The organism is Aliivibrio fischeri, assembly GCF_009727955.1.
Lineage (GTDB): Bacteria > Pseudomonadota > Gammaproteobacteria > Enterobacterales > Vibrionaceae > Aliivibrio > Aliivibrio fischeri_A.
In genome coordinates this window covers 755,801-767,743 of record NZ_WOBR01000004.1, presented here as the reverse complement: position 1 = coordinate 767,743, position 11,943 = coordinate 755,801, and the positions used below count along the sequence as shown (strand labels likewise).

The following is an 11,943-nucleotide window of genomic DNA, read 5'->3' as shown; positions in this document are numbered from 1 at the left end:
TTAAGTTTCATGAAAATTGCTCACAAACGTAAAGTTCAGTCTAAGCTGCATAAACGCATTAAAGCTAAAGTTACTGCACCAAAAACTGAAGTGAAAAAAGCAGCTAAACCTGCAAAAGTAGCTAAACCAGTTGAGAAAAAAGTGGAAGCAGTAGTTGCAGAAGCACCAAAAGCAGCAGCAACAGACATCGCACTTACGCCAAAGCAACAGACTGTATTTGACATTGTTTGTCAAAATCCTGAAGGCATCAATTCAAAAGAAATTGGTCTTGCAGCTGGTCAAGAAGAAGCAAAAGCGGCAGCATGGGCAACAGGTGGCTTGAAGAAGCTAGTTGAAGAAAACCTAGTTGTACGTGAACAACTTGCTGGTAATAAAGTGATTTATAAAGCGGCTTAATCGTTTAATAAACTATTTTATAGACACAAAGAAGCCGAGATTACCTCGGTTTTTTTGTGCCTTGAAAATGATGTTTAGATAGTACCAATTCCATTAATGACCATCTAATTATAAAAATAAAGGGCATACTAAGATGCCCTTTATTTTTGTCATTCTGATTGATGTGAATTTAGAATTTAAGTTTCACTTCAAGGCCGATAAACTGGTCGGTATAAGGCATACCCGCATCGTAAGCGTATTGAGCAGCATCACCATTACTAAACCATGCGTTGTAAGCTAGATTAACTTCTGTCTCATCACCCCAAGCATCGGTTACCCAGTAATGGATATGACCAACAGGGTTTAAGAAGAATAGACTTACGCTACCTAATGTTTCAGAGCCCATTACTTCGCCACCATTTTCGGTAATACGAAGTTCTTGTTGAAGCATTACTTCACCGACAACAGCACCAAAGAATGGAGTAACGAATAAATCTTGAATAGATGGTACTTCAGCAAATGCCTCTACACCATACTCCCAGAAGAATGTTGACATTGTTGTCGAGTATAAGAAAGATTCAAACTCGTTAAAGCCTGCGTGACGAGCTGCTGTATAGTAAACACCACCAAAGTAAGGATGCATTACATAGTTTAAGAAGTGCTCATCTTTATCCCATACAGGGCCTTGGCTTACGTTATCTTTCCACTTAGAGCCTAGGTTTTTAATGCTTGAATCTTCAGAATCCCACTTAGTGATGCTTTCAGGAAGAAAAGTCATTAAACCAACAGTTGCAACACTTAAACCTAGAATAGTGTATGACTGTTCCATTAGGTAGTCCCAGTCACGCTCATCTGATACGCGAAGGTAGTGCGGTAATTGTGTGCTTTGTGCTAGGGAATCATTTTCAGCAACTTTAGAAGGTGTCTCACCATCTAAGCGCATTGGAGAAAAATCAAATGACGCATTTGAACAATAGCTAGAGTAGATATTAGTAGAACAGTCGTCTTGATAATCCATATCATAAGCGCTATTAGTATCCAGTGCGAAAGCATTTGTTGATGCTGTACACCCTAAAAGCAAACCGGCTATTGCTTGTTTTTTCACGAAAAGTCCTTAATACAGTTAAATTTCTGAGCTAGTTCACAATTATCTACTATTCGAGAAAAAATGCAAAACATAAAAATAAGAAGAGCCAGTTTATCTAGGTTAAATGTAGACAAACTGGCTCAACAAAAGATCAATAATTAAGTTGTTATAGAGAACTGAAAAGTTGACTCATAATAATAAGTACACCAAAAGCAACGACCAATAAGAGTGCTCCGTTACCACCGATTACTTGGTATTCAGATCCTTTTTTAGTTTTTCTCGCTGAAATAACTAAAGCTACCGGCAAGAATAGAGCAAGAATAACAAGAGCAATAGCAGCATAGCCTAAAGCCATGATAAAGCCTTGTGGGTAGAACAAAGCAAATAATAATGGTGGCGTGTAAGTTAATAAAGCGGTCACAATTGATGATTGTTGCCATTTTTTAGATGAATCACGTAAAAATTCAAATAATCCCAAACTGACACCAATGAATGAGGTTAATAGCGCAAGATCGGCAAACAAAGAGAGTGCTTGTTGAATAAATTGGTGATCTATTGTGCTTTGAATTTCAGTGATGAATTGATTTAGTCCGTTTATTTGGCCAAATTCATTTTGTGACAACAAGCCTAATGTCATTCCTTGCCAAAATAAGTAAACAATTAAAGGTAGGGAAGAACCCACTAATAGACTTATTTTGATCTTTTTAACATCTAATTCAAGGTAGTTCACGATTGCTGGAATACTGCCATGAAATCCAAACGAAGTGAAAATAACGGGTAATGCTGTAATAAATACACCTTGCTCAACAGGCAATGCTAATAGGTATTCTCCAGTAATACTTGGCGTTAAAAAGAATAGAATAGAAACTAACATAACTAATTTTAACGTGAATAAACCACGGTTAATAATATCAACTGTTTTCGTACCAAATGTAATGATGGTTGCAACAATACAGGTAAAGATAATCGTTGATGTAAAATTTGAAAACTCAAAAGGAAGCAGCTCATTTAATTTAGAATGAAATTGTTCACTTCCTCCTGCAATGTAAGCCGCACACAAAGCGTAAAAAAGAAACAACATAGAGAAGGTTGCAACTTTTTGTCCGTGTTTTCCTAAAAATTGGCGAGCTAAACTATGAAGCGTTGCGCTCTGTTCTCCATATTGATGAACTTCTAACATCAGTAGACTTGTATAGCTCATGATTGCCCAAATACCAATCATTAATAAACTTGCTGTAAAGAATCCTAGACTAGCGGAAACAAGAGGTAGGGCTAACATGCCAGCTCCTATGGTTGTTCCTGCTATAATTAACGAGCTTCCAAGTACTTTTGTCTTCATATACTTCTTCTTTCTTAAATTAGAGTAAATTTGGGTGCTTATTTTCGATGGTAGAAATGTACGACTATTCTGAATTGAATACAATAAAAATGTACAATTATAAATACAATTACTGTAATTATATGTTTACACGGTAAGGCTGAAAGGCATTTTTATCAAAATAGAGTAAAATTAAAAGTAAGATGGTTTTTTAAAGTCACATATGTGATAAATTAGAAGTAATTATAGAAATATCAAAGAGGAAAGGTGCATGTTGCAAGTAGCAATGATTAGCACAGGCGAAGAAGTTTTACATGGTGATATTGTTGATACCAATGCTGCTTGGATGTCGCAACTTTTTTATCAACATGGCTTCAAATTATCAAATCGCTCTACTGTCGGCGATAACATTGATGCGTTAGTAGCAGAGATACACCATCAGACTAATCAAGCATCAATCGTAATTGTTAATGGTGGCTTAGGTCCAACCTCTGATGATATTTCTAGTGAAGCTGCGGCAAAAGTATTAAATACCAATTTGGTTATGTCGCAATATTGGCTTGATCGCATGCAAGCTCGTTACCTTGAACAAGGTAAAGAAATGCCACACAGTAATATCAAGCAAGCAATGCTACCTGAAGGTGCACAACTTATTGATAATCCGGTAGGGACTGCATGTGGATTCTTTATTGAAATAAACAAATCAATTGTTATTTTTACCCCAGGTGTACCGTCAGAATTCAAAGTGATGGTAGAGCACCAGATCTTGCCTCGAATGAAACAATGGCATCCAATGGTTGAAGCGTCTGAATGTAGCCGTTTATTTACCTTTGGTTTATCAGAATCTGGTATTCAAGATAAGTTGCAACAAGTTCGTTTACCTCATGGTTTTGAAATTGGTTACCGTTCAGCACTTCCATTTATTGAAGTGAAATTGTTTGGCCCTAAAAATCATGATGGACGCTTTCCTACTTTAGAGAAAATGTATCATTTACTTGGTGATAATGTGGTGAGTGTTGATGAATCGATGCTACCTAACGTAGGTGCACTTTTAAATGAATTTTCACTAAACTTCACGGTTGCTGAACAAGCGACAGGTGGGTGGTTAACTAATTGGTTGCAAGAGGATGAACAAATTCGTTCTCATATGAAACAAGGTTGGATTTTATCATCTCAAGTTGACCAGCAAATGGCGGGACAAGATCCATTGGCTGCTGCGTTAGCATTAGCTGCAGCAACAAGAGAAAGAACACAGACATCAATTGGCTTATCTTCAGGACCAATGCTTGAAGGAAAAGTCGCTGTAGCTCTTTCTACATCGTATGGTGAGTGGGGACAGTTGGTAAGTCTGAAGCGAGACTATAGCTATAATGAAATGCGCTCTATTATTTCAACACTAATGTTAGATATGTTGCGCCGTTGCTTAGAACGCAAGCCTATGTTTGGTGAGTACCAATCGCTAAATCGAGAATCTGAAATATATGTACCGCAAAGTGCACTGTAGACACATTTCAGAATAAGACATAGAACACAATAAGCCCAATAGGATAACTCTTGTTGGGCTTTTTTATGCTTTTTTAACTAACGTTTGAAATTGTAGCCCTTCAATAACTAAGTCCGTTTTCGCTTTACAAACGCAGGGAAGAATTTCATTTGGTCCGATAAAAGCAAGAGGAAAAGATTGATATTCCACTTCGCCTGACACTAGAGTACAACGACAAGTACCACAATCGCCACTTCTGCATTGAGATTCAACAACCAGCCCTTGTTGCTCCATTACTTCTAATAAAGAACGATGTGACGTGTTATGTAGCGTTATTATCTTGTTGATGTGTATTTTAGTCATGCTTAAAGAGCTTTCAGTTTATTTCCCTTAAGAAAGAGTAACACAAGCCATGAAATATTGAAGGTGATAAATGAGAAATTAATACATGGTTTCTTTGATATGCGCTAATTCAAAATAGCAATTTCGGCCATTTTCTTTTGCTTGATATAGTGCTCTATCAGCAGTATTAACCAGAGAATTCAGGCTGAGTTGGTTTTCAGGATCTTTGTTATAACCAATACCGACAGAGATTGATAAATAGCATGAACAAGTTGATGCCTTATGTGGTATCAATAGCTTTTTCACTTCTATTAATAACTTATCTAATTTTTGACGGATCTTTTCTGGCTTTATGCTCGGTATTAGAACGAAAAATTCGTCGCCACCATAGCGATATACTTGGGTTTCTAAACTATGAAAACCTTGCTTGATTAAACGACTAACTTGAATAAGAACTTCATCACCAGCAATATGACCATACGTATCGTTGTATTCTTTATAGTGGTCGATGTCGATCATTATCCCAGTGTACTCTTGATTCTGTTGTTGTTTTAATTGATTGAAATGAGCTTCAAGAGATTTTCTATTCCATATCTGTGTAAGATGATCTGTTTGGGATAAATGCAAAAGTTGTTGGCGATTGTACTGATTTTCAAGGGCGATGGATATGTAGCTTATGAGTTGCGAAAACAGCTCAAAATGAAAAGTTTGATACTGGTAGCTTTCTCTTGCTTGTATGGTGAATACCCCTTTTACTTCACCATTGATAGTAATAGGAGAGAACATAGCCGATTTAAATTGCACTTTGCTATCACAACGATCACCTAGCATTGCTACTTTTTGTTCGCTGTTCATATGATTAAAATAAAAAGCAGAATTACTTTTTATACAGTAACTCATATAAGTGGCTTCACTTTTACAATCGGTGATGTATGGCGTTTGCGCTGGTAAATTATTATCCAAGTAATGAATCGTAATTTGATCTTGTTCAGAGTTATAAAATCCCAGAGCGAGCGTATCTGTTTGAAACAGAGAGGCGAGGTCTTGCTGTATTTGCGGCAATGCATTTTTAATATCACTACTGGTATTAATGTAATGCCCAACTTTATTTATAACGGCTAAATTATCTGAAAGTGATTTCATTGTACTCAAGTTTAATTTAGCAACGTTTAAGCGATACAGCTGCTGTAAATAGTCACTTTCTCGCTTAAGTAATTCTCTTCTTGAATTAAGCAATGAAGAGGTAAGGGTTTGATAATGTTTCTCACGAATATTGATATCATCGATGTCTTTTATTCTTAATAGAATGATATCGTTGAAACCATCGATGAGCTTGTCACTTTCTATTTTTTTTGCCACAGTTAAACCAAGATCAATAAACTGATCTAGTTTTTTGTATTGCAAGCAACTAGTTAAGAAGTGGCAATATTCTAAGATCATTTCAGCATAATAATAATCATGCTCGCATATTTGCATATTCTTGATGGATAAAAGGTGAAGTTTATCAGCTTGCTTGAAGTCACCTGAATGGCTTGCTATCTCTGCTTGAATTTTGTAGTAAAACCCTAAATATCTTGGTTCATTTTTAATATCTTGATATAGGTTTTCAAGTAATTCATTTGCTTCGGTAAAAAGGAATTGCTTAGCTTTTATTTCTGCAATATTGAAATATGACAGGGCTGTGGCGGTCTTAGGGCCGTGTTGAGAAAGTAGTTCGGCAGCTTGTGTTAGGTAGATTAAAGCCTCATTAAAATTACCAATTTGACGAAAAATATCACCAATGTTGTTTTTTATGATGCCCGTAATGTAACCATCACAGAACTGCTGCATTTTTTCGGCTTTTGCCAGAAATTTTTGAGCATAAAAGTAATTTCCGAGCATGCCATAAAGCGTGCCGATATTGTAATGACAGAAGCAGATTAAAAATTCTTGTTGGTTTTGTTGACTAAAATTAATCGCATCAAAAAAGACACTAATAGAGTCAATGAGCTTTCCTGAGCGAGAAAGTTGATAGGCTTGAAAAATGAGCTCAAATTCAGTTGGGATAGTTTTTTTTTGCTTTGATGCTTCGACTATTAAAAGATTAAGACGTAACTGTACCTGCTCTTTTGAAGAAGCCATAGGTAATTGTCGTACTTGTTCGAGCAGCAACTCATTCCATTGATTCTTAGCCATAATTCTTTTTTATAATTTTTAGTCTAATTACAAGAGATTATCGCATGGATGTTCTTTTATATGAAGCGAAGTCTCATTTCTGAGTTGTTAAAAATGAAAATTGTGCGCAAGGTTGAATTATTATCCGCAAATCTATCAATAAGGTTTATTGCTGATAATAAAAAGCCGAGCATGAAAGCTCGGCTTTGGCGTTTATATATGCTTGATTATAACTCGAAATCACCTAAATCATCAGCATCGACATCGTTATCAATTTGACCAACAAGATAAGAGCTGATTTCAGTTTCTTGTGGAGCAACTTGAACGTTGTCAGAACTTAACCATGAGTTAATCCATGGGATAGGGTTCTGTGTTGCGCCTTCGTAAGCACTATTCAGACCAACCGCTTTCATGCGAAGGTTTGTAATATATTCTACGTATTGGCAAAGAATATCTTTGTTTAAACCAATCATTGAGCCATCTTTAAATAGGTAGTTTGCCCATTGTTTTTCTTGTTCAGCTGCTGCTTTAAATAGATCAAAACATTCTTGTTCGCATTCTGCTGCAATCTCAACAAACTCAGGATCATCTTGTCCAGTACGAAGTAAGTTCAACATGTGTTGAGTACTTGTTAGGTGTAATGATTCATCACGAGCGATCAGCTTGATGATTTTTGCGTTACCTTCCATCAGTTCACGTTCAGCAAAAGCAAATGAACAAGCAAAACTTACGTAGAATCGAATGGCTTCTAATGCATTAACTGACATTAAACATAAGTATAATTTCTTTTTAAGCTCACGCTTAGAAATAGTAATTTCTTGACCGTTTAAAACGTGTGTACCTTCACCGAAGCGATGATAATCATTTGTTGCTTGAATTAGATTATCGTAATAGTGAGCAATGTCTTTTGCACGTTTTAAGATCTCTTCATTTTCAACAATATCGTCAAAAATAACAGAAGGGTTATTAACGATATTACGAATAATATGAGTATAAGAACGCGAGTGAATCGTTTCAGAGAACGACCAAGTTTCAATCCACGTCTCTAGTTCAGGAATAGAAACAAGAGGAAGTAAAGCAACATTTGGACTACGACCTTGAATTGAATCAAGCAACGTTTGGTACTTTAAGTTACTGATGAAGATGTGTTGTTCGTGTTCTGGTAAGTTGTTGTAATCAATACGGTCACCAGAAACATCAACTTCTTCCGGACGCCAGAAAAATGAAAGTTGTTTTTCGATAAGTTTTTCAAAAATTTGAAATTTTTGTTGGTCATAACGAGCAACGTTTACCGAGTTGCCTAAAAACATAGGTTCTTTCAATTGATCATTTTTTTCTTGTCGGAAAGTACTGTACGCCATGGAAACCTCAATGTTATCAAAGCCAAAGAAATAGAAAAGGGCTCTTTATTTAAAAATTATGCCGATAGATACCTATACGAACTTAGGTACATATTGGATTAACCATTAAAGATGTTGAAACTAAAGATAATAAGCCCGCTAATGAAAGCGGGCTAAATATTAATGTGAAAACTTAGATCTTACAACCGCCGCCTGCACAATCGTCATCTTGTCCTAGGTCGTCTTGTGAGTCGCTAGCACCATCACGAGTGTTATGGTAGTAAAGTGTTTTAAGACCAAGCTTATAAGCCGTTAGAAGGTCTTTTAATAACAGCTTCATTGGCACTTTGCCATTTGGTTGAATATTTGGGTCGTAATTAGTATTCGCTGAAATTGCTTGGTCAACGAATTTTTGCATGATACCCACAAGCTGTAGATAACCATCATTTGAACCAATGTTCCAAAGTAGCTCATAGTTGTTTTTAAGATTTGCAAAATCAGGAACAACTTGCTTCAAAATACCATCTTTTGATGCTTTAACTGATACAAAACCACGTGGTGGTTCAATGCCGTTAGTTGCATTTGAGATCTGAGAAGAAGTCTCAGATGGCATCAGTGCAGATAGTGTAGAGTTACGTAGACCGTGTGTCTTGATCTCTTCACGCAATGTTTCCCAATCTAAATGCAATTCTTCATTACAGATAGCATCGATATCTTTCTTGTAAGAATCGATTGGTAGAATACCTTGAGCGTAGGTTGTTTCATTGAAAGCAGGACATGCGCCTTGCTCTTTTGCTAGACCAACAGATGCTTTTAATAGGTAGTATTGAATCGCTTCAAATGTTTTGTGCGTTAAGCCATTTGCACTACCATCAGAGTATTTCACACCATTTTTTGCAAGGTAGTAAGCGTAGTTAATAACACCCACACCTAATGTACGGCGGTTCATTGTTGACTTGTATGCTGCTGGCAGAGGGTAGTCTTGGTAGTCTAATAGAGCATCAAGAGCACGAACAGCAAGCTCAGCAAGCTCTTCTAGTTCTTCTAGTTTTTCAATGGCACCTAAGTTAAATGCAGAAAGCGTACATAATGCAATTTCACCTTCTTCGTCATTAACGTGAGTCAGTGGCTTAGTTGGAAGTGCAATTTCTAAACATAGGTTAGATTGGCGTACAGGTGCAACACTTGGGTCAAATGGACTGTGTGTATTACAGTGGTCAACGTTTTGAATGTAAATACGACCAGTTGATGCACGTTCTTGCATTAGTAGTGAGAACAGCTCAATTGCTTTTACTGTTTCACGTTTAATTGACGTGTCTTGCTCGTATTTTTCATATAAGCGTTCAAACTCTGCTTGATCAGCAAAGAACGCATCGTATAGACCTGGTACATCTGAAGGTGAGAACAAGCTAATGTTTCCGCCTTTGATTAAGCGTGTGTACATCAGTTTATTGATTTGTACACCGTAATCCATATGACGAACACGGTTTTCTTCAACACCACGGTTATTTTTAAGAACAAGTAGAGATTCGACTTCACGGTGCCAAATAGGGTAGAACAGAGTTGCTGCGCCACCACGAACACCACCTTGTGAACAACATTTAACTGCAGTTTGGAAGTATTTGTAGAATGGGATACAACCTGTGTGGAATGCTTCACCATCACGGATCTCAGAACCAAGAGCACGAATACGACCTGCGTTGATACCGATACCAGCACGTTGAGATACATAACGAACAATAGAGCCAGCTGTTGCGTTAATTGAATCTAAGCTATCGTCACACTCAATTAATACACATGAACTAAATTGACGAGTAGGAGTACGTACACCAGACATGATAGGCGTAGGCAGTGAGATCTTAAACTGTGACGTAGCATCATAGAAACGCTTGATGTAATCAAGACGAGTATCTTTTGGATATTTAGCAAATAGACACGCCGCAACAAGGATATAAAGGAACTGTGCACTCTCGTAAATTGCGCCCGTTACGCGGTTTTGAACAAAGTACTTACCTTCAAGTTGTTTAACTGCAGCATAAGAGAAGTCCATGTCACGATTGTGATCGATCATTTGATCCATTAGATCAAATTCTTCTTGAGTGTAGTCGTCAACAATATGTTTATCGTATTTACCAAGCTCGATAAGGTTCAGAACGTGGTTAAACAGCGTTGGTGGCTCGAATTGGCCATATGCTTTCTTACGAAGGTGGAAAACAGACAAGCGAGCAGCTAAATATTGATAATCTGGAGTGTCTTCAGAAATTAGATCCGCAGCCGCTTTAATGATGGTTTCATGAATATCAGAAGTCTTCATGCCATCGTAAAATTGGATGTGAGATTTCATCTCGACTTGCGACACAGAAACATTATCTAGACCTTCTGCAGCCCATGTGATCACTTTATGGATCTTATCTAGATTAATTTTTTCTGTGCTGCCATTTCGCTTAGTAACGGTAAGCTGTTGAGTCATTTGTCTACTTTTCCTTTAAATAAAGAACGAAGATGTAATTTTTGTAATTTTCGTTGTTAATTTGTGATCAAGCTCATAGTGGTGCGCTTTGAAATAAACACAAGATATAGGGCTTAATGATTAATTGACTACAAGATAGTGATTATTTTGCCTCTGATCAAGTTTCAAAATCATTGTCCCCTGTGGATAACCTATGAATTAAAAAAAACAGTAAGTATCTACTAACCTAATCACTTTAGTGATATCAAGGTGTGGGAAATGACGTTTTTTATTATGGTTGATAAGTAAGCAGTTAAAAAAATATTTTTCTTGATTTTTGTCGTTTATGAGGATCTTTGCATTTTAGAAAAAAATGATGATTTCTCATTCAATTTGGCATGATAAATGAAATGTAGAATTTAGGTATAGCAGTATATTAATTAAGGTTATAAATGGCTCTTTAATGAGACGCTTGTATAATAAAAAGCCATTTAGTCTAAGAAAGAAGCAGCAGGTTACAATGTAGTGTGAACAATATAATTAACATCTACATTCTTACCAAGAGAGTAGGTATCGGTAAGAGGGTTATAATGCAATCCGGTAATACCACGCTCTTGTAATGCGGTTTGATCTAACATTTTTAATAGTTCAGAAGGGCGAATGAACTTATTATGATCGTGTGTGCCTTTTGGTACTAACTTTAATAGCTGCTCTGCACCAACAATAGCAAATAAATAAGACTTGATATTACGATTCAGTGTTGAGAAGAATACGTGCCCACCAGGTTTTACCATTTTCGCACAAGAACGGATCACTGAAAGTGGGTCAGGTACGTGTTCAAGCATTTCCATGCAGGTAACCACATCATAGGTTTCAGGGTTCTCTTCAGCATGTTGCTCTGCTGTTGACTGAACGTACTCGAGTTTTGTACCTGTTTCTAAAGCGTGTAAGCGTGCAACAGTTAAGGGTTCTTTACCCATGTCTAAACCAATAACATCTGCACCTTGTTTTGCCATGCTTTCAGCTAAAATCCCGCCACCACAGCCCACATCAAGTACCTTTTTACCAAAGAGGCCATTTGCGTTTTCAAGCACGTAATTCAAACGAAGAGGGTTGATTTGATGTAGAGGTTTAAATTCACCTTCTAAATCCCACCAACGTGAAGCCATATCTTCAAATTTTTTGATTTCTGCCGGGTCGACATTTAACTGCTGAGTCATAGTTAATATTCCTTTTTTATATCCCTCTATTATATACAGAAAAAAATGAGAAAGAGAGTATTTAAAACGGCGATTTTTTCAGCACATTTTCTGAGGTTTATCAAGAATATGATGCTCAGGTGTGTGACTTGCACCCGATTTCGCAGGATTCTTAAGCTTAAGAGGCATTTTACAA

At 36.8% G+C, this 11,943-nt stretch carries 9 protein-coding genes; 2 read left to right on the top strand and 7 right to left on the bottom strand.

From position 1 onward, the window contains the following. Window positions 1-9 precede the first annotated feature (9 nt). Window positions 10-396 carry a hypothetical protein gene (locus tag GNP81_RS06890; RefSeq protein ID WP_005419044.1) on the top strand — a complete coding sequence of 129 codons (387 nt, stop codon included), beginning with the start codon at window positions 10-12 and terminating at the stop codon, window positions 394-396. Between the two features lie 169 nt (window positions 397-565). Here the strand turns inward: GNP81_RS06890 and GNP81_RS06885 are convergent, their stop codons facing one another. Together GNP81_RS06885 and GNP81_RS06880 are read right to left on the bottom strand one after the other, a co-directional pair. Further along, complete coding sequence (locus GNP81_RS06885) at window positions 566-1,480, bottom strand: DUF3943 domain-containing protein (protein WP_063654655.1); 915 nt, start codon at window positions 1,478-1,480, stop codon at window positions 566-568. A 148-nt stretch (window positions 1,481-1,628) separates the two neighbouring features. Further along, on the bottom strand, window positions 1,629-2,801 hold the full coding sequence (locus tag GNP81_RS06880; RefSeq protein ID WP_011261816.1) for an aromatic amino acid transport family protein: 1,173 nt from the start codon (window positions 2,799-2,801) through the stop codon (window positions 1,629-1,631). A 250-nt stretch (window positions 2,802-3,051) separates the two neighbouring features. Here GNP81_RS06880 and GNP81_RS06875 point away from each other — a divergent pair, with 250 nt between their 5' ends. Continuing rightward, a complete protein-coding gene (locus GNP81_RS06875) occupies window positions 3,052-4,284 on the top strand; it encodes a CinA family nicotinamide mononucleotide deamidase-related protein (protein ID WP_005419048.1) in 1,233 nt (410 codons plus the stop codon). A 63-nt stretch (window positions 4,285-4,347) separates the two neighbouring features. Here the strand turns inward: GNP81_RS06875 and yfaE are convergent, their stop codons facing one another. The 5 genes from yfaE to ubiG form a co-directional block, all read right to left on the bottom strand. Next, window positions 4,348-4,626, bottom strand: coding sequence for a class I ribonucleotide reductase maintenance protein YfaE (gene yfaE / locus GNP81_RS06870; protein ID WP_011261818.1), 279 nt, complete (start codon window positions 4,624-4,626; stop codon window positions 4,348-4,350). A 78-nt stretch (window positions 4,627-4,704) separates the two neighbouring features. After that, window positions 4,705-6,780: a sensor domain-containing diguanylate cyclase gene (locus GNP81_RS06865; RefSeq protein ID WP_155666259.1), complete on the bottom strand. Its 2,076-nt coding sequence runs from the start codon at window positions 6,778-6,780 to the stop codon at window positions 4,705-4,707. A gap of 206 nt (window positions 6,781-6,986) precedes the next feature. Then, window positions 6,987-8,120 carry a class Ia ribonucleoside-diphosphate reductase subunit beta gene (gene nrdB / locus GNP81_RS06855; protein ID WP_005419053.1) on the bottom strand — a complete coding sequence of 378 codons (1,134 nt, stop codon included), beginning with the start codon at window positions 8,118-8,120 and terminating at the stop codon, window positions 6,987-6,989. 172 nt (window positions 8,121-8,292) lie between these two features. Further along, window positions 8,293-10,569 (bottom strand): class 1a ribonucleoside-diphosphate reductase subunit alpha, encoded by a 2,277-nt coding sequence (nrdA, locus tag GNP81_RS06850; RefSeq protein ID WP_005419054.1) that lies wholly within the window; start codon window positions 10,567-10,569, stop codon window positions 8,293-8,295. A 494-nt stretch (window positions 10,570-11,063) separates the two neighbouring features. Beyond that, window positions 11,064-11,768 carry a bifunctional 2-polyprenyl-6-hydroxyphenol methylase/3-demethylubiquinol 3-O-methyltransferase UbiG gene (gene ubiG / locus GNP81_RS06845; RefSeq protein ID WP_011261822.1) on the bottom strand — a complete coding sequence of 235 codons (705 nt, stop codon included), beginning with the start codon at window positions 11,766-11,768 and terminating at the stop codon, window positions 11,064-11,066. Window positions 11,769-11,943: the final 175 nt, after the last annotated feature.

Bases quoted from the DNA above. Each gene is read 5' to 3' on its own strand.
- yfaE (WP_011261818.1), bottom strand. From the start codon at position 4,626: ATGACTAAAATACACATCAACAAGATAATAACGCTACATAACACGTCA.
- GNP81_RS06890 (WP_005419044.1), top strand. From the start codon at position 10: ATGAAAATTGCTCACAAACGTAAAGTTCAGTCTAAGCTGCATAAACGC.
- nrdB (WP_005419053.1), bottom strand. From the start codon at position 8,120: ATGGCGTACAGTACTTTCCGACAAGAAAAAAATGATCAATTGAAAGAA.
- GNP81_RS06865 (WP_155666259.1), bottom strand. From the start codon at position 6,780: ATGGCTAAGAATCAATGGAATGAGTTGCTGCTCGAACAAGTACGACAA.
- GNP81_RS06880 (WP_011261816.1), bottom strand. From the start codon at position 2,801: ATGAAGACAAAAGTACTTGGAAGCTCGTTAATTATAGCAGGAACAACC.
- nrdA (WP_005419054.1), bottom strand. From the start codon at position 10,569: ATGACTCAACAGCTTACCGTTACTAAGCGAAATGGCAGCACAGAAAAA.
- GNP81_RS06875 (WP_005419048.1), top strand. From the start codon at position 3,052: ATGTTGCAAGTAGCAATGATTAGCACAGGCGAAGAAGTTTTACATGGT.
- ubiG (WP_011261822.1), bottom strand. From the start codon at position 11,768: ATGACTCAGCAGTTAAATGTCGACCCGGCAGAAATCAAAAAATTTGAA.